This window comes from Beutenbergia cavernae DSM 12333 (genome assembly GCF_000023105.1).
GTDB lineage: Bacteria > Actinomycetota > Actinomycetes > Actinomycetales > Beutenbergiaceae > Beutenbergia > Beutenbergia cavernae.
On the sequence record NC_012669.1, the window covers coordinates 4,645,310 to 4,669,183 of the forward strand.

Annotated in this window: 16 protein-coding genes; 6 read left to right on the forward strand and 10 right to left on the reverse strand. The window is 72.4% G+C overall.

The window, feature by feature from the left end:
* Positions 1-12: 12 nt before the first annotated feature.
* Both BCAV_RS21180 and BCAV_RS23490 read left to right on the forward strand, forming a co-directional pair.
* Positions 13-2,124, forward strand: coding sequence for a DUF6049 family protein (locus BCAV_RS21180; protein WP_015884684.1), 2,112 nt, complete (start codon positions 13-15; stop codon positions 2,122-2,124).
* Positions 2,121-7,079, forward strand: coding sequence for a lipid II flippase MurJ (locus tag BCAV_RS23490; protein WP_015884685.1), 4,959 nt, complete (start codon positions 2,121-2,123; stop codon positions 7,077-7,079). Before BCAV_RS21180 ends, BCAV_RS23490 begins: the two co-directional genes overlap by 4 nt.
* Here BCAV_RS23490 and BCAV_RS21200 read toward each other — a convergent pair.
* A complete protein-coding gene (locus tag BCAV_RS21200) occupies positions 7,066-7,650 on the reverse strand; it encodes an ASCH domain-containing protein (protein ID WP_043347702.1) in 585 nt (194 codons plus the stop codon). The genes BCAV_RS23490 and BCAV_RS21200 overlap by 14 nt on opposite strands.
* 107 nt (positions 7,651-7,757) lie before the next feature.
* Here BCAV_RS21200 and trxB point away from each other — a divergent pair, with 107 nt between their 5' ends.
* The 4 genes from trxB (at position 7,758) to BCAV_RS21220 (ending at position 11,558) form a co-directional block, all read left to right on the forward strand.
* On the forward strand, positions 7,758-8,792 hold the full coding sequence (gene trxB / locus BCAV_RS21205; protein WP_015884687.1) for a thioredoxin-disulfide reductase: 1,035 nt from the start codon (positions 7,758-7,760) through the stop codon (positions 8,790-8,792).
* A 34-nt stretch (positions 8,793-8,826) separates the two neighbouring features.
* Positions 8,827-9,156, forward strand: a complete 330-nt coding sequence (gene trxA / locus BCAV_RS21210; protein WP_015884688.1) for a thioredoxin — start codon at positions 8,827-8,829, stop codon at positions 9,154-9,156.
* A 165-nt stretch (positions 9,157-9,321) separates the two neighbouring features.
* Entirely contained in the window at positions 9,322-10,620 is a 1,299-nt protein-coding gene (locus BCAV_RS21215; RefSeq protein WP_245528909.1) for an aminotransferase-like domain-containing protein, read from the forward strand.
* A complete protein-coding gene (locus BCAV_RS21220) occupies positions 10,617-11,558 on the forward strand; it encodes a D-alanine--D-alanine ligase family protein (protein ID WP_015884690.1) in 942 nt (313 codons plus the stop codon). The genes BCAV_RS21215 and BCAV_RS21220 overlap by 4 nt, the downstream gene beginning before the upstream one ends.
* A gap of 2 nt (positions 11,559-11,560) precedes the next feature.
* On the opposite strand, the gene BCAV_RS21225 is transcribed toward BCAV_RS21220, so the two are convergent.
* From BCAV_RS21225 to rpmH, 9 genes are all read right to left on the reverse strand, one after another.
* On the reverse strand, positions 11,561-12,067 hold the full coding sequence (locus BCAV_RS21225) for a hypothetical protein (RefSeq protein ID WP_050761782.1): 507 nt from the start codon (positions 12,065-12,067) through the stop codon (positions 11,561-11,563).
* A gap of 69 nt (positions 12,068-12,136) precedes the next feature.
* Entirely contained in the window at positions 12,137-13,555 is a 1,419-nt protein-coding gene (locus tag BCAV_RS21230) for a ParB/RepB/Spo0J family partition protein (RefSeq protein WP_015884692.1), read from the reverse strand.
* On the reverse strand, positions 13,548-14,903 hold the full coding sequence (locus tag BCAV_RS21235) for a ParA family protein (protein WP_425358465.1): 1,356 nt from the start codon (positions 14,901-14,903) through the stop codon (positions 13,548-13,550). Before BCAV_RS21235 ends, BCAV_RS21230 begins: the two co-directional genes overlap by 8 nt.
* 5,400 nt (positions 14,904-20,303) lie before the next feature.
* Positions 20,304-20,942, reverse strand: coding sequence for a 16S rRNA (guanine(527)-N(7))-methyltransferase RsmG (gene rsmG, locus BCAV_RS21240; RefSeq protein ID WP_015884695.1), 639 nt, complete (start codon positions 20,940-20,942; stop codon positions 20,304-20,306).
* 22 nt (positions 20,943-20,964) lie between these two features.
* Complete coding sequence (locus tag BCAV_RS21245) at positions 20,965-21,489, reverse strand: Jag family protein (protein WP_015884696.1); 525 nt, start codon at positions 21,487-21,489, stop codon at positions 20,965-20,967.
* Positions 21,490-21,542: 53 nt separating this feature from the next.
* Positions 21,543-22,691, reverse strand: coding sequence for a membrane protein insertase YidC (yidC, locus tag BCAV_RS21250; protein WP_015884697.1), 1,149 nt, complete (start codon positions 22,689-22,691; stop codon positions 21,543-21,545).
* Between the two features lie 109 nt (positions 22,692-22,800).
* Complete coding sequence (yidD, locus tag BCAV_RS21945; protein WP_015884698.1) at positions 22,801-23,148, reverse strand: membrane protein insertion efficiency factor YidD; 348 nt, start codon at positions 23,146-23,148, stop codon at positions 22,801-22,803.
* Positions 23,145-23,483: a ribonuclease P protein component gene (rnpA, locus tag BCAV_RS21260; protein ID WP_425358490.1), complete on the reverse strand. Its 339-nt coding sequence runs from the start codon at positions 23,481-23,483 to the stop codon at positions 23,145-23,147. Before rnpA ends, yidD begins: the two co-directional genes overlap by 4 nt.
* A gap of 25 nt (positions 23,484-23,508) precedes the next feature.
* Positions 23,509-23,646, reverse strand: a complete 138-nt coding sequence (gene rpmH, locus BCAV_RS21265) for a 50S ribosomal protein L34 (RefSeq protein WP_015884700.1) — start codon at positions 23,644-23,646, stop codon at positions 23,509-23,511.
* Positions 23,647-23,874 lie beyond the last annotated feature (228 nt).

Sequence of the window (23,874 nt, forward strand, 5' to 3'; positions counted from 1 at the left end):
GTCCCTCGGGCCGTGGCCGCCGCCCTCGTGGCGCTGCTGGGCCTCGGCGGCGCCGCACTGGCCACCACCCCCGCCGTCGCTGACGAGGCGGGCGGCGTCTCGGTCGAGATCACCGACCTCCTGCCCGCCGTCGCCCTTCCCGACGACGAGCTCGTGATCCGCGGGACCGTCGAGAACACCGCGGACTCCGTGCTCGAGGATCCGACGGTGTCCTTGCGCGTCCAGTGGCGCACCCCCAACTGGCGGACGGCGCTGGAGCTGTGGCTCGATCCCGAGGGTGGGGTGGCGTCGCGCAACGTCGTCACGCAGCCGCTCGACGGCGACCTCGCGCCAGGCGACCGCGTGCCGTTCGAGATCCGGATCCCGGTCGAGGAGGCGGGTGTCGCGGCGACGGAGAGCTCGTGGGGTGCCCGCGGGCTCGAGGTGCGCGCCGGCGACGCGACGCGCTCCGCCTCCGACCGCACCGTCGGCGTCTTCTACCCGGACACGGATCCCCTGCCCGCCCCGACGGAGCTGAGCGTGCTGCTGCCGCTCGCGCCCGACGCGTCCGAGTGGGAGGCGGCGCGGGCCGAGGAACGGCCCGTCGGCGACGTCGCCGCGGAGCGCCTCACGGAGCTGGCCGGTCTCGGCGGGCCGGACGTGTCGTGGGCCCTCGATCCGTCGGTGCTCGCGTCCGACCCGCTCCCTGCGGAGCCGGACGACGACCCGACCGCCCCGGCCACGGACGGCACCGGGGGGACGACGGACCCTCCGAGCGGCACGGAGGCACCGACCGACGGCGGGGCCGATGACGACGGTGCCGCGGCCGACGGAGCGGACGCCGTCGCCGACCTGACCCGCACGCTGCGCACCGCGAGCGCCGGCCGCGACGTCGTCGCTCTCCCGTACGGCGACGCGGACTCCGGGAACGTGATCCGCGCCGGGCAGCCGTCGCTGCTCGCGCAGGCGCGGGAGCGCGGGGCGGGGCTCACGGACGAGGCCGACCTGCGCGTCCTCGCCGACGTCGCCTGGCCTGCCGGCGGCGAGCTGGACCAGCAGGTCGCCGACGGGCTCGCCGACGCCGGGTACGACACGCTCGTGATGCCGAGCTCGCTCGTGGCCCCGACGACGCCGATCACGTACACCCCGACCGGGCGCGCGTCGCTCCCCGCGAGTGACGGGACCACGCTGGACGCCGCGCTCTGGGACCCGGAGCTGTCGACGGCGCTCGGTGGGGCCGGAACCGACGAGCTCACCTCCCGCCAGCTCCTGCTCGGGCTGACGGCGGTGATCGCCCGGGAGCGGCCGCTGGACGCCCGCGGGCTGCTCGCCGTCGTCGACCGGGAGGCGATGGCCGACGCCGACCTCGACGCCCTGGCGGAACGCCTCGAGGCCCTCGAGCAGGCGCCGTGGCTCGACGTCGTCCCGCTGCGCTCGCTGCTCGGCCGCCCGGACGAGGCACTCGACCGTGCTGCACTGCCGGCCGAGGGTGATCCGCTCGACGACGGCACCGAGCTGACGCTCGCGCGGACGGCGGCGGAGCTGACGCGGGCGGACGGCGTCGCGACCGCCCTCGCCGATCCCGAGCCGGTGCTGCGCGGCGTGCGGGACGACCTGCTCAGCGTCTCCTCCACGGCCTGGCGCGGCCGGCCCGAGGGCCGGCTCGCGACGCTCGAGGACGCGACGGCGGCGCTCGACGACGTGCTCTCCGGGATCGGGGTCACGCCACCCGGCAGCCACATCAACCTCATCGCGCAGGAGGGGTCCATCCCGATCGACGTCACGAACGCGCTCGACCAGGAGGTGACGGTGACGGTGGTGCTGTCGTCGTCGGACCCGGTGCTCGTGGTCGAGGACACGCCCCAGCTGACGCTGCCGCCCGCGGACGGCGGCACACCGTCCGTCACGACCGTGCGCGTGCCCGTGCACGGCGTGAAGAACGGCGACGTCGACGTGCAGGTGGAGCTGCGGACGCCGAGCGGCACCGTCGTCGGCGAGGAGGCGTCGTTCGCGATCCGCGTGCGGGCAGACTGGGAGACGGTGGGGACAGCCGTCGTCGCCGGGATCCTCGGGCTGCTGCTGGTGATCGGCCTGTACCGGACGATCCGGCGCGGGCCACGCAAGGCGACAGGGGAGCCGTCATGACAGTCACGACCACGCCCAGCAAGGCGCCCGTGCCCCGCAGGCGTGGGCTCGCGGGCTCCGCCGCCGTCATGTTCTCCGGCACGTTCGTCTCCCGGATCCTCGGGCTGATCCGCAACATGGTGCTCGTCGCGGCGATCGCGGCGACGGGCGGCGCGGCCGACGCGTTCGCCGTCGCGAACACGCTGCCCAACACGATCTACATGCTGCTCGCCGGCGGTGTCCTCAACGCGATCCTCGTGCCGCAGATCGTGCGGGCGATGAAGCGGGCCGACGGCGGCCAGGACTACGTCAACCGGCTCCTCACCGTGGCCGGCACCGGCCTGTTCGTGCTGACGGTCGGGCTGACGGCGGCGTCCGCGCTGCTCGTCACGATGTACGGCTCGAGGCTCGACGCCGCGTGGTTGCCGATCGCGTTCGCGTTCGCCCTGTGGTGCGTCCCCCAGCTGTTCTTCTACGGGATGTACACCCTGCTGGGGCAGGTGCTCAACGCCCGGTCGAGCTTCGGGCCGTACATGTGGGCGCCGGCGGTCAACAACATCATCGCGATCGCCGGGCTCGTGGTGTACATCGTGATGTTCGGGAGCACAGACCCGGGATCCGCTGCGTCCGGGTGGACGGCCGAGCAGACCATGGTGCTCGCGGGCTCGGCCACGCTCGGGGTCGCCGCGCAGGCGCTCGTGCTCATCGTCCCGCTGTGGCGGAGCGGGTTCCGCTGGCGTCCGGCCTGGGGCTTCAGCGGCCTCGGCACGGCCAGCCGGGTCGCGATGTGGGCGTTCGGAGCCCTGGCCGTGGGTCAGCTCGGCTTCCTCGCGGTCTCGAACGTCGCGGCGGCGGCGTCCGGCGCGGCCGGCGGCGCGGGCGGCATCGCCGGCAACGCGGCGTACCAGAACGCGTTCCTCATCTTCATGCTGCCGCAGTCGCTCATCACGGTGTCGCTCGTGACGGCGCTGTTCACCCGGGTGTCCGACGCCGCCGCGGACAAGGACACGACGGCGGTGCGCGCCGACATGTCGCTCGGCATCCGCACGGTCGGCGTGTTCACGGTGTTCGCGACGGGCGCGCTGATCACGCTCGCGGTGCCGGTGGTCGGCGTCATCACCGGTGGGTCCGCCCAACCGGCGGAGGTCGACGCGATCGCGAATGTGCTCGTCGCGATGCTCGCGGGGCTCGCCGCGCTGGGCGTCTGGACGGTGTGCCAGCGGATCTACTACGCGTTCGAGGACGCGAAGTCGTTGTTCTGGATCCAGATCCCGATGGCGGCGATCGTCATCGCCGGGTCCGTCGCCTCGGCGATCGTGCTCGAGCCCGTGTGGTGGGTGGCGGGCGCCGGCGCCTCGATGGCGCTGTCGAACATCGTCGGCGCGCTCATCGCGTACCTGGGCCTGCGCCGTCGACTCCCCAGCCTCGACGGCTCCCGCATCCTCATCACGCACCTGCGGCTCGTCATGGCGGCCGTGCCCGCGGCCGCCGTCGGGTGGGCGGTGCTGCACTTCGTCGGCGTGACGTCCGGCCTCGTCGGGTCGCTCCTGCGGGTCGTGGGCGTCGGGGCGCTCATGACGGCGATCTACCTCGTGCTGCTGCGCAAGCTCCGGGTCGACGAGCTCGACGTCCTCGTCAGCCGCATCCGGCCGCTCGTCGCACCGGTGCTCCGGCGGCTGCGTACCATGGCCGGAGTCGGTCTGACCCGGTTGGGCAAGGGAGGGATGTCGGTGAGCTCGAGCGCGGACGGCGTCCGGCGTGGCACCGTTCTCGCTGAGCGGTACGTCGTCACCGACCCGCTGCCCACCGAGGTCGACGGCGTCCGTCGCTGGCGGGGTCGCGACCAGATCCTGCAGCGCGACGTCGAGGTCGCGACGCTCCGCGGTCCCCGCATGCAGGACGCGCTCGATGCCGCGCGCCGGGCCGCGCTCGTCGAGGACCACCGCCTCGCCCGCATCCTGCGCGTCGGCACGCAGGAGACCGAGGGCTACGTGGTCACGGAGGCGCGCCAGTTCCGCACCCTCACCGAGCTCGCGTGGCGTGACCCGCTCGACGTCGGCATCGCCCGCAGCCTCGTCGGCGAGCTCGCGAGCGCTCTCGAGGCCGCGAGGCGCCGCGGCGTGCACCACCAGGCCCTGCGACCCGGTGCCGTCGGGATCACCCCGGACGGCTCCGCGTTCCTCACCGGCCTCGGGTTCGACGCCGCCGCCGCAGGCACCCGCTCGCGCGACCCGCGCCTGACCGCCCGGACCGACGCCGTCGACCTCGTGCGCCTGCTGTACTTCGCGCTGACGGGCCGCTGGCCCGCCCCGACGCGGGCGCGGCTCGACCGCGCGGAGGCGTTCGACGTGGACCGGGCGGGGCTGCCCGCCGCTGACGCCGGGCACGACGGCACGGTGCCCCCCGGCCAGGTGCGCACCGGCGTCCCCGCCGACCTGGACGCGCTCTGCACGGAGACGCTCGGCGCTCACGAGGACGGGCCGAACACGCCAGCGGAGCTCGTCCGCGACCTGGCTCCCTGGGGCCCGATCGAGCTGCCCGCCGTCCGGCCCGACGGCCCCGGTGCGGTGGGCGGCCCGGACACGCCGATCTGGGCGCCGACGACGGGCGCCGGTCCCGCTGCCGACGTCGCGTTCACGGCGATCGTCAAGGGCGACTCGGGTCCGGGCGTGGGCACGGCGTCCACGCCCGTGCGCGGGGTGCCGCGGATCAGGCCGGAGGAGCCCGAGGCGCCGTCAGCTCCCGCCTGGCAGGCGACCGGGGCCGGGGCTGCGCCGGGCCTCGCCGGCGCGGACGCGGCCGCCGCCGCGAGAGGCTCTGCCGACGTCGGCGCCGCGAGCGTGGCCGCCGATCGCACCGCGACCGGCGCCGCGAGCGTGGCCGCTGGTGCGACGGCCGTCGCGGCCGCTGGTACGGGTGCCGCTGGTGTCGGTGCGGCGGCTGGTGCTGGTGCAGCCCGAGCTGGAGCAGTCACTGCCGCCGGCGCGGCTGCCGGTGCCGGCGCGGCTGCCGGTGCCGGCGCGGCGACGGGCGCCGCGGTCGTCCGGGCCGCCTCGGCGGGCGCCACGGCGAGCGGGCCGACGTTCTGGCAACGGGTCACCGGCTTCTTCCGCAGGCTCGACCGGGTGATCCCCGCGGCCCCACCAGAGCCGCACACCCCGGCGGCACGCGCGAACCCGCCGGCGCTGCCCCCGGGTTCGCCGGTCGCCCCGCCCGGATCGTCTCCGGTCGCGCCGACGGCGTCACTGCCGGTCGCGCCGCCCGGGTCACCGCCCGTCACGTTCGCGCCCGTGCCGCCCGGCACCGGCCCCGGCGACGCCCCGATCTCGGTCGCGGGGACCGCGCCGACCGAGCACGCCGCGTTCGCCCCGCCGGCCGCCCCGGGCTGGGCGCCCGTCGCCGCCGGAGCCGCTGCCGCTGCCGCTGCCGGCACCGCAGCCTCCGACGAGAACGGTCCAGCCCTCGAGGCCGACGAGGACGCGGGTGAGGACGACCTGGAGGTCACGCGCACCCGACGGCCTCCGCGGGACGAGAGCGCGGCGACCGCCGTCGAGCACGAACCGGCCGATGAGGACATGGCGCCCGACGACGCGGCGATCCACGCGCCCGGCGACGAGACGGGCACCGACGACGAGTCGGACGACGAGCACGCGGCCGAGCCCGCGGCGGAGTCGACCTCGGTCCTGAGCGCCGCCGCACCGTTGCGGGTGGACCGCCCGGGTGCCGAGGTCCGGGAGCACGTCACGCCCGCGCCGAACCATCCGCCGCGCCGGGACCCCGCCGAGTGGACGGTCCAGGAACCCCCGTCGGATCCGGCCACCGTGACGTTCGACGCGATCATGGACCGCGCCCCGTCCGCGGACGAGCACCACACCGCCCGGCACCCCACCATCGAGTCCGCCGGGGCGGGCGCGGCGCTCGGGGCAGCCGTCGGCGGAGCCGCGGAGGGCATCGCCAGCGCGGCGCGCTCCGTGGCCGACGGCGCCACCAGGGTCTGGTCGCGCCTCACCACGCCGTCCCGTCCGGACGACGCGTCGCAGGCCCCGCCGCCGGACCAGGCGCGGACGTCCGCCGCCCCTGAGCGCACGCACCCCACCCGCCCGAAGCCCGACCGCACGCAGCCCACGCGGCCGCAGTCCGGCGGCGCCGCTCACCCGTCAGCGGGCGGGCCGACCCGCCCGCACCCGACCGCGCCGGCCCGCACGTCGATCCGCACCGCGGGTCACGGCCAGGCGACGCCTCCCGGCCGACCCCTGCGTGCGCCGTCGCGCCCCGCACCCGAGCCGAGCGAGGACTCGGTGGACGCCGAGCAGCACACGCTCTCGCGCACGCGGTTCAACCCCACCCCGATCGTCCTGACGCTCGTCGTGGTCGCGATCGTCGTGGTGCTGGTCCTCGCGGTCCGGTCCCTCGTCATGGCCGGAGGCGGCGGCGACCCGGGAACGGCGCCCGAGCCGACAGTCGTCCCGACGCAGGACGCCGGCGCCACCGGGGAGGCCGAGGAGGAGGCGCCTCCGGCGGACGACGACGGCGGCGGCGGCGAGGCTGTTGCGCCGGTGATCGCGTCGGTCACCTCGCTCGACCCGTCCAGCGGCCAGGGCGACAACGCGGACCAGGCGCCCCTCGCCGTCGACGGCGACCCGGCCACGTCGTGGAACTCCCTCTCCTACGACAGCCCGACGTACGGCATGAAGGACGGCCTCGGCTTCGCCGTCGTCCTCGAGGGCCCCGCCCGCGTCTCGGCGGTCACGCTCGTCGTCAACGGCAGCGGCGGCCGGGTCGAGGTGCGCCGGACGACGGCGGAGGTCCCGTCGGGCGGGGAGCTCCTCGCGTCCGGTGCGATGTCGTCCTCCACGCGGCTCGAGTTCGAGGAACCGGCGGATCTCGACACGCTCGTGCTCTGGTTCCCGGAGCTCCCGCAGTCCGCGGCCGACGGCCGCAACCGCATCGAGCTGGCCGAGATCACACTCGAGTAGATCGCAGGTACGCCTTGCCGCGAGGGGACAGCCGGTAGCCCACCTCGAGACTGAGCGTGAGGCCGAGGTTCTTGAGCTTGCGCACGTCCACCTTGAACGGATCGCGCTCGCGCCCGAGCATCGCCGCCAGGTCGGGCGCGCGGCGCGCCGGGTGCGCGGCGATCAGCGTGAGCGTCTGCCGCGTCCACGGACCGTGCGAGCTCGCCCGGTCGAGACGGTCGAGGCGGCGGTCGATCTCGGCGACGTCCGCGTCGGTGAGGCCGTCGGACGCCGCCAGGACGTCCCGCTCGTCGGGCTCCGGGTCGGCGTGGAACGCCACCCGGTACACGGGCAGGTCCGGGGCTCCGCGCAGGTCCGCGACCAGCTCGGGCGCGTCGGCGTATCCCGCCAGCCGGGCGTCGTCGTCGCCGATCCGCGTGACGTCCACCACGCCGACGTCGTCGACGACGATCCGCCCCACCGCCGTGCGGTACCGGTGCCCGGCGACGGCCTGCACCCGCCGCCACCTGCGGAACGTGACGGTGACGGCGCCACTCCGGACGCCGTCGGCGAACCTCGTCTCGAACAGCACGCCGCCACGGTAGCCGTGACCACGCCGCTCGGCCTGGGCGTCGCGGGAACATCCGCGGCCTATCATCGGTTGCTCAGGACGTCATGTCGGACACACGAAGGACAGCCATGCCGCAGGACGCGCAGGTCCGCGAAGTCATCATCGTCGGCTCCGGTCCCGCGGGGTACACCGCCGCCGTCTACGCCGCGCGGGCGGATCTCCGTCCGCTCGTGTTCGCGGGGTCGGTCACCGCCGGCGGGGCGCTCATGAACACCACCGACGTCGAGAACTTCCCCGGGTTCCCCGACGGCGTCCTCGGCCCGGAGCTCATGGAGAAGTTGAGCGCGCAGGCCGAACGGTTCGGCGCGGAGATCGTCTACGACGACATCGAGTCCGTCGACCTCGCCGGCGAGATCAAGACCGTCACGAACGCCGACGGCGAGACGTTCCGTGCGCGGTCGGTCATCCTCGCGACCGGCTCCGCCTACAAGGAGCTCGGGCTGCCCGAGGAGAAGCGGCTCTCGGGCCGCGGGATCAGCTGGTGCGCCACGTGCGACGGGTTCTTCTTCCGCGACCAGCACATCGTCGTCGTCGGCGGCGGAGACTCCGCGATGGAGGAGGCGACGTTCCTCACACGGTTCGCGTCGAAGGTGACCCTCGTGCACCGGCGTGGCGAGCTCCGCGCGTCGAAGATCATGGCCGCGCGGGCCGAGGCCGACCCGAAGATCGAGTTCGCCTGGCACAGCGAGGTCGCGGCGATCCACGGCGACGACAAGGTCACGGGCGTGCGTCTGCGCGACACCAGGACCGGCGAGGAGCGCGAGCTCGACGCCACCGGCGTCTTCGTGGCCATCGGTCACCTGCCTCGCACCGAGCTGGTGAGCGGGCAGATCGACCTCAACGCCGAGGGGTACATCGAGGTCACGCACCCGACCACGGCCACCAACCTGCCGGGCGTGTTCGCGGCGGGCGACGCCGTCGACCACATCTACCGTCAGGCCATCACCGCCGCCGGGACCGGGTGCGCAGCCGCGCTCGACGCCGAGCGGTACCTGGCAGCGCTCGGCGAGGCCGGCGACCCTGACCGGGACGCTGCCCAGACCCCCGACCCCGACGGGCACGTCGTCGCGGCCGATGCCACCCCGGCAGTCGTCGTAGGCTGACCCGACGAAGTCACGCAGCACCACGGGAGTTTCGATGAGCACGGTCACCGCTGTCACGGACGACACCTTCGCGACGGACGTCCTCCAGGCCGACGGCGTCGTCCTGGTCGATTTCTGGGCGCCCTGGTGCGGGCCGTGCCGTCAGGTCGCGCCGGTCCTCGAGGACATCGCGAACGAGCTCGACGGGCAGGTCACCGTCGTCAAGGTCAACACCGACGAGAACCCGTCGACGACGGCCGCGTACGGCATCGTGTCGATCCCCACGCTCAACGTGTACTCCGGCGGTGAGCTCGTGAAGTCGCTCGTCGGCGCGCGCCCCAAGAAGGCGATCCTCGCCGAGCTGGAGCAGCTGCTCCCCGCCTGACGGCCCGTCCTGGGCACGGGGTCGGAGCTGCCGACCCGCGCCCGCCTTGACCAGTTCTTTCCGCGCGCCGTGCCAGACTCGACGCGGCGACCGCGCGCCGTCCGGCCTCGCGGCGCCACGGCCCGCGCAGGCGAGGAGGTGGATGACGTGTCCGACGATCCCCAGGTGAGCACGCCCGCCGCGGGCACGCGCCTCGACCCGTGGCACGGCTCCTACGCCGCCCGCACGCGCGGCATGCGCGCCTCGGAGATCCGGGCGCTGTTCTCCGTCGCGAACCGGCCCGAGGTGGTCTCGCTCGCCGGCGGCATGCCGAACATCGCTGGCCTCCCGATGGACCGGATCGCCGAGGAGACGCAGCGGCTGCTCGCCGAGCGGGGCGCCGTCGCCCTGCAGTACGGCTCCGGGCAGGGCGAGCCCGGCCTGCGCGAGCAGATCACCGAGGTCATGGCGCTGGAGGGGATGAACGCGCATCCCGACGACGTCGTCGTCACCACCGGCTCCCAGCAAGCCCTCGACCTCGTGGCGCGGATCTTCCTCGACCCCGGTGACGTCGTCGTCGCGGAAGCCCCCAGCTACGTCGGAGCGCTCGGCGTGTTCCGGGCGTACGAGGCCGACGTCGTGCACACCCCGATGGACGCGGACGGGCTCGTGCCGGACGCCCTCGACGCGACGCTCACGCGCCTCGCCGCCGAGGGGCGCCGTGCGAAGTTCCTGTACACGGTGCCGAACTTCCACAACCCGGCCGGCGTGACGCTCTCCGCCGAGCGGCGCCCGCGGATCGTCGAGATCGCCCGACGCCACGGCGTGCTCATCCTCGAGGACAACCCGTACGGGCTGCTCGGCTTCGACTCCGACCCGCTGCCCGCCCTCGCCTCGCTCGCCCCCGAGGGCGTAGTCTACCTCGGGTCGTTCTCGAAGACGTTCGCGCCCGGGTACCGCGTCGGCTGGGCGCTCGCTCCGCACGCCGTCCGCGACCGGCTCGTCCTCGCCAGCGAGTCGTCGATCCTCTGCCCCTCCATGATGAGCCAGCTGTCCATCGCGACGTACCTGTCGACGTCGGACTGGCGCGGCCAGATCAAGTCCTACCGGCAGATGTACGCGGAGCGGCGCGACGCGATGGTCGCCGCGCTCGCCGAGCACCTCCCGGACTGCACGTGGACGACGCCGGACGGCGGCTTCTACACGTGGCTGCGGCTGCCCGACGGGCTCGACGCGCGGGAGATGCTGCCGCGTGCCGTCACCGCCCTCGTGGCCTACGTGCCCGGGACGGCGTTCTACGCCGACGGCTCGGGCGCCGACCACATGCGCCTGTCGTACTGCTACCCGACGCCGGAGCGGATCACCGAGGGCGTGCGGCGGCTGGCCGGCGTCGTCTCCGCGGAGCAGGAGCTCGTCACGATGTTCGGCACGTCCGACGCCCGCGGCGGCCGCACCCTCGACGCTCCCGGCCCCGAGCAACCGTGAGCTTCGACGTCCTCGTCCTCGCGGGCGGTCTCTCGCACGAGCGGGACGTCTCCCTGCGGTCCGGGCGGCGCGTCGCCGAGGCGCTGCGTGACGCGGGCGTGAGTGCCGCCGTCCGCGACGTCGACGCCGACCTCCTCGCGTACCTCGACGACGCCCGCCCCGACGTCGTCTGGCCGCTGCTGCACGGCTCGACCGGGGAGGACGGCTCCATCCGGGACCTTCTCGAGCTCGTCGGGGTGCGCGCCGTCGGCACCGGCTCGGCCGGGTCCCGCATCGCGTGGGCCAAGCCCGTCGCGAAGACGGTGCTCGCACGTGCGGGGGTCGCCACGCCGGCCTCCGCGACGCTGCCGCAGAGCCTGTTCCGGGAGCTCGGCCCGCACGCAGTGCTCGGCCGCGTCCTCGACCGGCTGGGGCTCCCGCTCGTCGTGAAGCCGGCGTCGGGAGGGTCGGCGCTCGGCGTCTCGCTCGTGACCTCCGCGGAGGCGCTGCCGCAGGCGATGGTCTCGTGCTTCTCCTACGGGGACGTCGCCCTCATCGAGCAGGCGGTCACCGGCACCGAGGTTGCCGTGAGCGTCGTCGATCTCGGCGATGGGCCGGTCGCGCTCCCGCCCGTGGAGATCGTCGTCGACGACGGACCGTACGACTTCGACGCGCGCTACAACGCCGGACGCACCGAGTACTTCACCCCGGCCCGGCTGCCGGCCGACCATCTGGCCGCGGCCTGCGCCGTCGCCGTCCGTGCTCATGACGTGCTGCGCCTGCGGCACCTCTCGCGGACGGACCTCGTGGTCGACGGCTACGGCGTGGCCTGGTTCCTCGAGGTGAACGTCGCGCCGGGGATGACCGAGACGTCGCTGTTCCCGCTGGCAGCAGCGGCGTCACCCACGCCGCTGCCCGAGCTGTACCGCGGGCTGGCCGACGTCGCCCGCCGCGGCTGACGTCAGGGCCGCGGACCAGCCGGGCCCTCCGACGGATCCGCGGGCCTCTCGGCCGACGCTTCCGTCGACGACCCGCCGGTCATCCGCCGGTGCGCGGCGTCGTACGCGTTCCCGGCGGTCGCCTCGAAGCGGTCATCGACCATGTCGTAGACGAACCAGCCGACGATCACGATCAGCGGGGGCAGCACGTAGCCGAGGAACCACCCGTGGACATTCACGTCCGACAGGATCACCGTGAGCAGCCAGATCACGAACGCGACCACGTACACGATCGCGTACGTGAGGACCTTGCCGGCGAGCCAGCGGGGTCTACCCGCCCAGTTCCCGGCCTGGTCCGTGAGGAACGACGTGATGAGCGGCTTGACCCAGACGGTCGCGGCCGTGAGCACGACCGCAGCCCAGAGCACGCCCCAGGATCCCCGGACCCCGGGGACGAACAGCACGATCGCGACAACGACGATCAGGTTGAACACCAGCAGGGCGCCGAGGCGCACGATCCAGGCCCTCATGGCGCCCATCGTGGCAGCGCGCGTCGCGCCTGGCCACCGGCGGTCGGCGTGCGCGCGCCGCCGTGGCGGTCACCCGTCGGTGCCGATGTGCTCCTCGCTCTCCTCGCGCAGCACCCCTGCGTCCTCGGGGGCGACGGCGTCGAGGATGCGGTTGAGGTCTTGAACGCTCGCGAACTCGATGCTGATACGGCCCTTACGTTGCCCGAGGGCGATCTTGACCTTGGTGTCCCACCGGTCTGACAGGCGACGGCCGAGGTTCTCGAGCGCCGCCGTGTGCTCACCTGCCCGCGGACGACGGCGCAGCTCCGGCCGCATCGGCTCGTCCTCGCCGAGGGCGACGATCTCCTCGGTCGCGCGCACGCTCAGGCCCTCGGCGACGATGCGCTGCGCCAGCCGCTCCATCGCCGCGCCGTCGCTCAGCCCGAGCAGGGCACGCGCGTGGCCGGCGGACAGCACGCCCGCCGCGACCCTGCGCTGCACGAGCGGGGGGAGCTTCAGGAGCCGGAGCGTGTTCGAGATCTGCGGCCGCGACCGCGAGATGCGGGAGGCCAGCTCGTCGTGGGTGCACGAGAAGTCGTCGAGGAGCTGCTGGTACGCGGCCGCCTCCTCGAGGGGGTTGAGCTGCACCCGATGGAGGTTCTCGAGCAGGGCGTCCCGGAGGAGGTCGGTGTCCGCCGTCTCGCGGACGATCGCCGGCACGGTGTCATTGCCGGCGAGCCGGGACGCGCGCCAACGCCGCTCGCCCATGATGAGCTCGTAGCGGGGAGAGCCCTCGACGTCCGCCACGCGGCGCACGACGACGGGCTGCAGGACGCCGACCTCCCGGATCGAGCCGGCGAGCTCCTCGAGGTCGTCCTCGTCGAACACCCGGCGAGGCTGCTGCGCGTTCGGCGCGACCGCGTCGACCGGGATCTCGGCGAACGTCGCGCCGGGGACGGGGACGAGGCCGTCGTCGGGCTCGTCGACGGCGGTGCTGCCGTTCGTCGTCGCGCCTTCCGGCGCCGCCGGCACGTCCGCCTCGACCGCACCCGGCGTCGGCGCGCCGTTTCGGCTCGCGCTCTCGTCGGTGCCGGGCTGCTGGTCCGCGGCTGGCTCCTCGGTGCCGTGCCGACCCGCGCCGGGCTCCTCGGTGGCCTGCTGCTGGCCCGCAGCGGGCTCGTCGGCCGCTTCCGGCTCCTCAGCGGGCTCGTCGGCCGCTTCCGGCTTCTCAGCGGTGTCGGCATCCGTCGGCGCCGACGTCGGCCCGTCGTCGCCGGCGTCAGTGCCCGAGACCGACTCCGCCGCCTTTTCGGGTTCCCGCTCCTCGATGTCCTTGCTCGGCGGCCGCTCCGCGACGACGGTGTCGACGGCGACGCCACCGTTCTGCCCGTCTTGCTCGGTGGCCGGCCCGGGGAAGAACACGTCGACGGGACGCGCAGCGGTGGACGAGGCGCCGGGGATGAGGGCGCCGAGTCCGCGCCCAAGTCCGGTACGTCGCTTCTCACTCATGGTCGCCCTCCTCGGGCTGTGGGTGTAGCGGGGTAGGTGCGCCGACGCTCACGCGGTCGGACGTCGACGTCCAGCGCCGGTCGGTGAGCACGTGTCCGGGCGCCGGCTCGCCTGGCGCGGCGGCGCCACGGGGAAATGCCGAGCTCACCGCCTGGCTCGGCTCCTCGGTCGCGGCGGTGGCTCGGTCGCGGCCCTCTCGCGCTGGCTCGAGCTCGCCGTTGCTCACGGGCGCAGCCTCGCCGGTGCCCCCGGCCGGAATTGCTCCCTCGGCGCGTGATGCCGTCCGCACGTCGCGCTCGGACGTGCCGTGCTGGGCTACGTTCCCTGGAGCCCCGTCGCGGTCCCCGGTCGCCACGCGCAGCTCCTCGCCCCTCGTGTGTGCCGACCCGCGTCGAGCGATCTCTCGCGCCGCTTCGAGGTAGGCCAGGGCTCCGGACGACATCGGGTCGTACGCGATCACCGTCTGGCCGTAGCTCGGCGCCTCGGAGATGCGGACCGAGCGTGGGATCGCCGTGCGCAGGGTCTGCTCGGGGAAGTGTTCGCGAACCTCGCCGACGACCTCACGCGCCAGGTTCGTCCGTGAGTCGTTCATCGTGAGGAGGATCGTCGAGACGTGCAGCTCCTGGTTGAGGTGCGCACGGATCAGGTCGATGTTGCTGAGGAGCTGGCTCAAGCCCTCGAGCGCGTAGTACTCGCACTGGATAGGGATGAGCACCTCTTCAGCGGCGACGAAAGCGTTGACCGTGAGCAGGCCGAGACTTGGTGGGCAGTCGACGAAGACGTAATCGAGTCGTGGCAGTCCTTCCCTGGTGCGGTGCTCCAGGTAGGCACGCAGGGCAAGCCGGAGACGGTTCTCCCGAGCGACGACGGACACCAGTTCGATCTCGGCACCCGACAGGTCGATCGTCGCGGGTACGCAGAGCAGGTTCTCGTTCGCCGGTGAGGCCTGCACGATGTCGCTCAGCGGAACGTCGTTGATGAGCGCGTCATAGGTCGACAGCACTCCGGCGTGGTGGTCGATCCCGAGGGCTGTCGAGGCGTTGCCTTGCGGATCGTTGTCGACGACGAGGACGTGCAGCCCGGACTCGGCCAGCGCTGCCGCGAGGTTGACAGCAGTCGTCGTCTTCCCGACGCCGCCCTTCTGGTTGGCGACAGTGAAGACGCGGGTCTCGTCGGGGCGCGGGAACCGTGCGCCGGCGAGCTCGATCCGGCGTCGGGCATCGTGAGCGAGCTCTGCGGCAAGCGGAGTGCTGTCGTCGAAGTCCGGGATGGAGGAGAGGAGAGCGGCCCGACGCGCTGCGTCGTCGAACGCGGGTATGGAATCCTCGGTGCGCTGGTCGTCACCCACCACTGGGTGCTCTCCGTCCTGATCGGCGATCTCTGCGGTGCCTAGCCTACGTGTGGTGGGTGCCTGATCCGGACTTCATCCACAGGCGACACGCACCCGATTCCGACGGAGCGGTTCGCCGTCCTGAGGGCGCCGTGGCGCTCCGCCAAGAGGCACTCCCGCACCTCCGACGGCGGATCGCAATGCGTTCTTGGCGACCCTTCTGCCTGTCGCGCGATCGGTGATTGGGGGCATCTGGCTCACCCTCGAGGGGCACCCTAAGCCCCGCCTCGTGCGCCCGTCAGCGCGCAGACGGGTCCCGCGATCGACGCTCCACCAGGCAGTCGGACGCACCAGGGCCGTTCCACGTGAAACGTCCCGCTAGCGTCCCGGAACGAGCGGGCGAGGTCGAGTCCGGACTGGAACGCCGCGACGCCTCTGCGTGCCACTCGTCCTTGACTTGGCTCCGATCAGGCACGACGAGGTGCGTCAGACCTCGGCTCCGACGTTGGCCGCAGCGCGGGGCGACCGATTCTCGAGCGAGTCGCCCGCAACCTTCGGTGCACGTGAGGATCAGGCTGATCGCTACGTTGCGCCGCATCGAGCTCGGCGTCTCCGGGCGGCTCCGGCGCAACCCCGCACAGCGCGGTACCAGCGCCGCGCATGCGGCGCGCGGCGTCAGGTGTCCGGTGTCACGCGGTCCGGCTCCCGACCCCCGGGCCTCAAGGCCGTAGGACCCTCTCAGACCGGTGCCCCAGTACCCAGCACCGCGCACCGAGCACCGAGCACCGAGCACCCCATGGGAGCCCAACACCGCGAATCTGTACGAGATTCCGCTCTTCGTGTGGATCCCGAGCCAAGAGGCGGCACGGGTCCGCGCCCCGGTACTGCGGACCCGCGCGCATCCACGGGGACGCGGGAGCTGCGCCGCCAGCCCCTGACTGCGCCTCTCCTCGACCGAGACAGGATCGCGCGGTGCACCGCGAGAGAAGCCTCCCTCGTCGCAGTCCGGCAGGTGAGGGACCACCACCGGCGTCGGACGTGGGGTTTCACGTGAAACGCACGACAAGCGATCGGGTCGTGTGACAGTGCCAGCCGCGGATCTCACGCCACAGCCTCGGGGACCGCTCTGCGCGTTGGTGACACAGCGACCCGGTGTTCCACGTGAAACCGGGGCCCATCGGGTCTGGGCCGATAGCGGGCCGGCCGAGAGCGGCGCTGGGTTCTGCGGCAGCTCGCCCTCTCACGCGACGGAGAGCGCCGCCCAGCCACGTGTGGCGCGTCGGGTCTCCATCGCGGCGCCCGATCGTCCGTCACATGCGATGACTCCGATCAAAGAGAGCTCCACCGATCACGAACCACGCATGCAGCCACGGACGCTGGCACCCGCAGCCGCACCCGCACCCACACCCACACCCGCACCCGCACCCACCGGCACCGGCACCGGCACCGGCACCGGCACCGGCACCGGCACCGGCACCGGCCAAGATTCACGTGAAACGCGGGTCCCGGCGAAACGCACCAGTGGCCACTGCCCGCCTCGTACTCGTACCGAATCTGGTGTCTACCCTCGTCGTCTCTTGTAGGCGCCCAGGAGGTGTTCCCGGCTGACCGGTCACGATCGCGCACCCGCCACGATACGAAGGGAAGGACGGCGAGCCTGTGTCGCCCTATCAGGATCGTCGCCGGAGGATTCCGCGGGTCGCCTGCCCTTCCTTCGCTCAACGTGGAGCGGCATCCACCTGAACGAAGCCGGCGGCCGCCGCGCGGAGGTGGCTGCGCTCACCCGGAGCCCGTCCCAGACGGCGCGGCAACACGGTCCTCCGCGGGCGGGAACGGCACATCAGTCGCACACCTTCATGCACCGCGATGCGTAGGCGTGCAGGACGCGGCCATGTGACTCGCACGCCAGAGAGTTGCCGACCTCCTCACGAGCGCCCTGGCTGCCAACGACAGGCCACTCGGATTCGCACCCCGTCTGCGCCGACTGGGCTCTGCCGAGGCCTAGGGCCCGTCGGCTTACGTCGCGGAACCTTCGCTGCGCGGCCGCGCGGCGAGCACTGACGATTCAGAACGTCCTGACCCGGCTCGGCGTTTCACGTGAAACGGGGCGGACTCCGCCCTGGCGATGTGTCGGCCCCAGCAGCTCGAGGAGGCCTCCATCCAGGCGTCTGGTGCGGAGTCCCGCTCGGCGGTCAGCTCGCTGGGTCCGGCGGGGACCGTCCTAGCGCGGCCGTAACGCGTGGCCAGACCAGGTCGGACGCGACAGGCCAAACGAGGCAGGGCCGGGCCAAGACAGCGTCGCACGCCAGGTCCGGCGTAGCCGGGAATGGTTCGCGCACGGCCCGATCAAGTGAGCACAGCCCGGGCCGAGCCAGGTAGCGCCGCGTAGAGAGATGCCCCGCCCCGGTCGGCAGGGCCGCGGCGGCGACGTCCGGCTCGAGCCCCGTGGACCAAAGCCCAACCATGCAAGCCCGGCTCGGCCCCGTGAAGCCAGGCAAAACGAACCGCGACCGGCTCGGCCCCGTGGACCGAGGCACAACAAACCGCGACCGGCTCGAGGCCGCGGAGCAAGGCCCACGAAGCACCACCGCGCCGGGCCCTTGAGGCGCAGTCCCAGCAAACACGAGCAAGACTCGTTCCCTAGTGAAGGACGGGACGTCCCCGGGGTAGACGCTCCCACCCGCCAGGTAGCCGTCCTCGACTCAGCAGGCCAACAGAGCCCGCGCTCGAGCACGCAGGTTCGCCCCATCCGCGCGCAGCCCGGTCTGGTCCATCCCCTCACGACCGCCCGAAGAGACCCAGCGAGCGTTGCCCTCGCTTGACGCCGCACCTGGATTGCCGTCCCGGAACGGCTTCCTCCAAAGAGCCTCAAGGAGCACTCCGAGGCTTCGTTTCACGTGAAACACACCAGACGACGAAACGCGCCGTGGACGACCAGTCGCTGCGTCGACGAGAACGATGTATCCGGATCGGCGCACGGGTGCTGTCCGCCGCGAAGCGACGCGCTAGGCCGACCCGTGCCGCGTGGTCGCATGTGGCACGTTGCAGCCGTGTCCGTCTGGTTCAGCGCCCAGTCGGAGCCGGCCCGCTCGCGGTACCTGAACTCGCGCCAGATCGCGCCGCGACGTCTCAGCTGCGACGGAGGAGAAGCGGTCGCTCCACGCGGCCAGCACCACCGACAGTCCCGACCCGAGTGGCTCTTTCCTGGCCGGAACGTGGTGCCAAGGCTAGGTGCCATGCCGGTGCCGGGGATCCGGGTCGAGGCCCGGAAACGCGTCGGCCACCCTCCTCACCCTAGATGCGCAGCAGGGCGGAGAGCGCCCCGGAAGGGCCCTCGCTGTACGTGCAGTGCCCACGGCGCCGCTGCGTGATCGCTCTCGAGCCGTTTCACGTGAAGCGGCTTGGCGTCCGCCCTGCCGCGAGAGCCTTCTGGGTGTTTCACGTGAAACGTGCCGGCACCGTCCCGCCCGAGAGCCTTCCGCGTGTTTCACGTGAAACGGACTCTTCGGCACGCGCAACCCGCTAGAGAGTCGAGGGTCGCGCGAACCCGACAGAGCCACGCCGAAGAGTGCGGGATCCTGGGCAGTCCCATGGCAACGCCGGGGCCGCCAAGAGCCCTCGTTCGTCCGAGCCGGGCCGCCCGGCCTCGCCGTGCCGTGCTCGCCGCCGGTGCCGCGCCCATGGCCCGGGATCATGGGTTGGCACGTGAACCGAGGGGATGTAAGCCGGCGGGAACCCGCCCCGACCAGCCGTGCTTAGCTCCCGGGCCGCGCCGCGCCAATGGCCCGTGATCACAAGGGTCGGTAGGGCAAGACGCGGCCGACACGTGAACCGAGAGGATGCGAACTGGCAGGGGCGGCCCTGCCCACCCGTGCCAAGCGCACGGCCCGCGCCGCGCCCTTTGCCCGGGATCACAGAGGTCGGCAGGGCATTAGCGCGGCGAACACATGGACTGAGAGAGCGTGGACCTGCAGGAATCGGCCTTCCCGTGCCGTGGTCGCCGGCGACGCCGTGCCCATGGCCCGGGGCATCGGGGGCCACACGGACGAGGTACGGCCTCCACGTGAACCAAGGAGACGCGAAGGACGAGCCGGCGAGCACGTCGTCCTGGCACCTGGCGTCGACGCGGGAGAGGACCGAGTGGCAGCCGTGTGCCGACCTGCTCCCTCCCTCATCTGCGAATGCGGCGCCCAGCGGTCAACCCTGAGCATGGTGACCACCACTGCGGGAGGCCATGCGCGGCGCTCGAGTCAGCAGGCACGCTTCCGTCGCGTCGGCCTGGGGAGAGTGGTCTACGGACGCTCGCGTGAAGTCCTCGCTTCCTTGCGCTTCTGGGCGAGCTCGTCTTGATCTTGGGCAGCGGCCTCTCGTCTCACGTGAAACAACCGGGCCATCAAGACAATCGCCCCTTCCGTGCTCGCCGACGTGCGGCGTTGCGCTTCCTCACGCCCAGCGATCCCCGTCAGTCACGTCTAGACGCGCGCACAGAGTTTGAGCGACACGGCCACCCGGGAGCAGCGGGAGCACCGCGAGCAGCGGGAGCACCCGGGAGCAGCGGGAGCAGCGGGAGCAGCGGGAGCAGCACTGTGGCAGAGCGAGTGCGCGTACAACCGCCTTGACCCTGACGCTGTCACATCATCGGCGCGCAGCGCCGTCGTGTAGCGCGCCACGCCGTCGTGCGAAGACGAGCACATCCGCGACGCGAATTCGCTGGAGGCCGAGCTGGCGCAGCGGCGCGCCCGCACCGTTTCACGTGGATCACGTTGCGCGGGAGGCCGGCGGTGCACCCCCGAGCGTTGGCCGCGCCGCTTCGCAACGGAGGCGTCGCCCGCATCGCGTCAATGGCCGTCGAGCCGTGGGCGTGGGCGTCACACACGTCATCTAGATCCGGCGGCACCCATCGTGGGCGTCCAGCGGACAAGAACGCCCGAGCCGGGCGTTGCACAGACTGCGCGTGATACCGATTGTTGATCCGCGGGAGTTCGAACGACCTGGTGCCTCGATCACCATGCCCACGACCCGCGATGATCCTTCTGATGCGGGCGCCTGCATGCGCCGCGCCATCGGGCGCTCGACAGCGGGCGGATGGTTCGAGGACCTTCCTGACCGTGCACACGTCGAAGAGTCGACCGACGCTCCGGGCCGTCGGTCTCCGGGGTCGCACCTAGCGCCAGGATCCACATGCCCCGCAGGACGCAGGGCGCAGCACGCACATCGACAGACCGCGGAGCCGCGAGGTCGGCCTCACGCCGTCCTGGATCCGCGGTTTCACGCGGAACGGACCGCGCCCCAAGCCAGATGCGGAACCACGAAGCGCCAGTCCGCACGTGCCGCCACATCAGCGCTCCATGCCACGTCAGCGTTCCCCGTGCCGCGTCAGCGTCCCGAGCCCGGCGAGACTCCGGTCCGCGCGCCCCCTCAGCGCAGACGCACCTCGACGACTCGTGTCGTCTCTCCATCGCCGAGCAGGTCCACATCGTGCACCGACGCCGTGTCGACGGCGAAATCCCGAAGGTCCACCGCCGCTTCGTCGAGCTCGGCCTGCGCGCGCGCACCCTTCTGCGCCAGGAGCACACCGCGTCGAGAGAGCAGCGGCAGCGTCCACCGTGCGAGCTTCCCCAGCGGTGCCACGGCGCGGGCCGTGACGGCCTGCACCTTGAGCTTCCCGTGGAGCTCCTGCGCCTGAACCTGATGGAGGGTGACGTTGTCGAGGTCCAGCTCATCCCGCAGTTCCGACAGCCAGGCGACCCGTCGCTCCATGGGCTCGACCAGGTGGACGTCCAGGTCGGGCCTCATCAGGGCCAGGACCACACCGGGGAGACCGGCGCCCGTGCCCACATCCGCCACGGACCCGGCATCAGGCAACCAGCGAGCGACGGCAGCGGAGTTGACGATGTGCCGCAGCCACAACCGGGGCACCTCCCGCGGTCCGATGAGACCGCGTTCCTCACCGTGCTCGGCGAGCAGCTCGCCGAACCGCACCGCACCGGCGAAGCCGTCGCCGAGGATCCGCCGGCTGGCCTCGACCTCGACGACGAGGCTCTCCGCCCCCGTCATGCGTCAGTACCCCGAGGCGCCATCAGCTGACCCGGATCACAACCCGGCGGTTCGGCTCCACACCCTCGGAGTCGCTCACCAACCCGGCCGCCGCGACGACGTCGTGAACGACCTTGCGCTCGAAGGGATTCATCGCCTCCAGCGCGACCGGCTCGTCGGTGCCGCGTGCCTCCTCGATCGCGGACTCCGCGAGCTGGGTCAGCTCGGCGCGACGCTGCGCGCGGTGACCCGCGATGTCGAGCATGAGGCGGCTGCGCTCACCCGTGCGCGCCTGCACGGCAAGGCGCGTCAGCTCCTGCAACGCATCGAGCACCTCGCCCTCGCCACCGACGAGCTTGCTCAGCGATCGCTGGTCCTCACCCTCCGCGACGATCTCGACGGCAGCCCGACCGTGCTCGACGTCGATGTCGATGTCACCGTCCAGGTCCGCGATGTCGAGGAGCTCCTCGAGGTAGTCGGCGGCGATCTCGCCTTCCTCCTCGAGACGCTTCGTCTCCGGCGGACCCTCGAGGGCGGACGGCGTCTCGACCTGCTCGCTTTCGGTCATGCATGATCCTCACGATTGAGGCCGCCGGCGCGGCCGCTTCAAGAACTGGGTGCCTAGCGGCGCTTCTTCTTCGACCCGGACGACGATCCGGACTTCTTCTTCGAACTGGCGTTCGCGGAACCATCGGCCGCCGCTGGCTGCTTCGGCTCGCCGTTGCTCGACGCCGCGGGCGTCTCGTCGTCCTCGAGCGGCGACGTCGACGAGGCCGCCGCGGAGGCAGCCCCGCCAGGCGCAGAGTCCGCCGGGCGCTGCCCCTTCTGGCGGTCCTTCCGCTTGGGCTGGACGCGTTGTCCGCTCGCGGGCTTCGCCTCTTCGATGGCGGCCGCCTCGTCCTCCAGGACCTCGCCGCGCTTGAGCCTCTTCCGAGCCTGGCGTTCCTTGAGCTTCGCCTCAGCCTCCGAGCCTGGCGCCGGCGATCGTCTGATGACGTAGAACTGCTGACCCATCGTCCACAGGTTCGACGTCGACCAGTAGACGAGCACACCGATCGGGAAGTTGACGCCCGTGAACGCGAAGATCAGCGGCAGGACGTACATCAGCATGCGCTGCTGCCGCGCCATCGGGTTGTCGAGCGCCGTCTGCGGCATGTTCTTCATCGTCAGCTGGCGCTGCGTGAAGAACGTGGTCGCGGACATCAGCACGATGAGAACGACGGTCACGATCTTGACCTGGACGTCGTCGCTGCTCATGAACGTCTGGGACAGCTGAGCGCCGAAGAACGTCGACTGCTCGGCCTCGGCCGCGATCTCCTGCGTCAGCGGACCGATGCTGGGCCGGCCGTAGTCACCGCTCGCCAGCGCGGGGAGCGACGCCAGCACGCGGAACAGCGCGAAGAACACCGGGGACTGCGCCAGGATCGGCAGGCACGACGCGAACGGGTTCGTCCCCGCCTCGCGGTAGATCGCCATCATCTCTTGCTGCATGGCCTGGCGAGACGCGGGGTCCGTCTTCCCCTTGTACTTCTTCTGCAGCTTCTGGATCTCGGGCTGCACGATCTGCAGGCCTCGCGACGCCCTGATCTGCCGCACGAACAGCGGGATGAGGATGATCCGGATGATGATGACGAGGACGACGATCGACAGCACCCACGTGATCCCGGCCGTCGACTCCAGCCCGAGGAACACCAGCGCCTCGTGGGCGCGCACCATGATCCATGCCACCGCCACCATGAGCGGGTACAGGATGTTGTCGAACCAGTCCATGCGGAACTGAACTCCTAGCCGGGGTGCTTCGCCGTCGGGACCGCGGTCATCGAGGGCTCGTCGGAACAGGGTCGAGGGTACGTGCTCCCCGTGGCCGGGCGGGAATCGGTCACGACGACGTCCCTCCCGGCTCCGAGGTCGTCAGCTTCGCGGCGCGGGCCGGCACGTGGTCGACGCCGCCCTTGCTCCAGGGGTTGCACCGCAGCAGGCGCCACGCCGCCAGGCCCGTGCCCCGGACGACCCCGTGCCGCCGCAACGCCGTGACGGCGTACGCGGAGCACGACGGGTAGTACCGGCACCGCGGCGCGAACCAGGGCGACACGATCAGCTGGTAGCCGCGCACCAGGCCCAGAAGCAGCCACGTGAGCGGGTTGCGAACGCGTTCCGTGTCCGACGACGACGGATCGTCCGAGACGAGCGGTGCGTTGGAGTGGTCGAGATGTGGCGTTGCCGTCATCGCGCCGGCACCACCTTCGCGCGGAGCCCGAGCGAGGTCAGCGAGCCGTCGACGTCGCGCTCGAGCTCGGCACTCGTCGCGTTCGCGCTGGGCGGCAGGGCACGCACGACGACGAGCGTGCCGGGCAGGAGGTCAGTGACACGGTGCATGAGCACGGCGCGGAGGCGCCGCTTTACGCGATTCCGCACGACCGCACCCCCCACGGCCTTGGAGACGACGAAACCGACGCGCGGGGGTTCCCCGGCGTCGGTCGTCGCTGCATGCACCACGAGGCGGCGCGTCCCGCGTCGCGTGCCGCGCCGGAACGTCCGGGCGAACTCGTCGCTCCGGCGCATCCGGTTCGCGGCCGGGAGCACCGGCTCAGGCGGACAGCTCGACGCGCCCCTTGCGACGGCGAGCCGCGAGGATGGCACGACCGGCGCGTGTACGCATGCGCAGTCGGAAGCCGTGCACCTTGGCGCGGCGCCGGTTGTTCGGCTGGAAGGTCCGCTTGCTCACGGGAGTACTCCACACTGATCGAGAGGTCACGGCGTGGGTGCTCGCCGCGGGGTCCGGGTGTCGTGGGTGATTCGGCGCGAACGACGACCACCGCCGTCAGGGCAGCACGAACCGCACGACTCAGCCACGGTACGCGACGCCGCTCATCAGGGTCAAACCGTTGCGGCGCGGCGCCCTGGGTCCGACTGTGGACAACTGTGGATGGACCTGTGCTTGCCGTAGGTATCA

Coding starts and splice junctions, on each gene's coding strand:
- BCAV_RS23490 (WP_015884685.1), top strand. CDS start 2,121: ATGACAGTCACGACCACGCCCAGCAAGGCGCCCGTGCCCCGCAGGCGT.
- trxB (WP_015884687.1), top strand. CDS start 7,758: ATGCCGCAGGACGCGCAGGTCCGCGAAGTCATCATCGTCGGCTCCGGT.
- trxA (WP_015884688.1), top strand. CDS start 8,827: ATGAGCACGGTCACCGCTGTCACGGACGACACCTTCGCGACGGACGTC.
- BCAV_RS21225 (WP_050761782.1), bottom strand. CDS start 12,067: ATGAGGGCCTGGATCGTGCGCCTCGGCGCCCTGCTGGTGTTCAACCTG.
- BCAV_RS21230 (WP_015884692.1), bottom strand. CDS start 13,555: ATGAGTGAGAAGCGACGTACCGGACTTGGGCGCGGACTCGGCGCCCTC.
- rsmG (WP_015884695.1), bottom strand. CDS start 20,942: ATGACGGGGGCGGAGAGCCTCGTCGTCGAGGTCGAGGCCAGCCGGCGG.
- BCAV_RS21245 (WP_015884696.1), bottom strand. CDS start 21,489: ATGACCGAAAGCGAGCAGGTCGAGACGCCGTCCGCCCTCGAGGGTCCG.
- yidC (WP_015884697.1), bottom strand. CDS start 22,691: ATGGACTGGTTCGACAACATCCTGTACCCGCTCATGGTGGCGGTGGCA.
- yidD (WP_015884698.1), bottom strand. CDS start 23,148: ATGACGGCAACGCCACATCTCGACCACTCCAACGCACCGCTCGTCTCG.
- rnpA (WP_425358490.1), bottom strand. CDS start 23,483: ATGCGCCGGAGCGACGAGTTCGCCCGGACGTTCCGGCGCGGCACGCGA.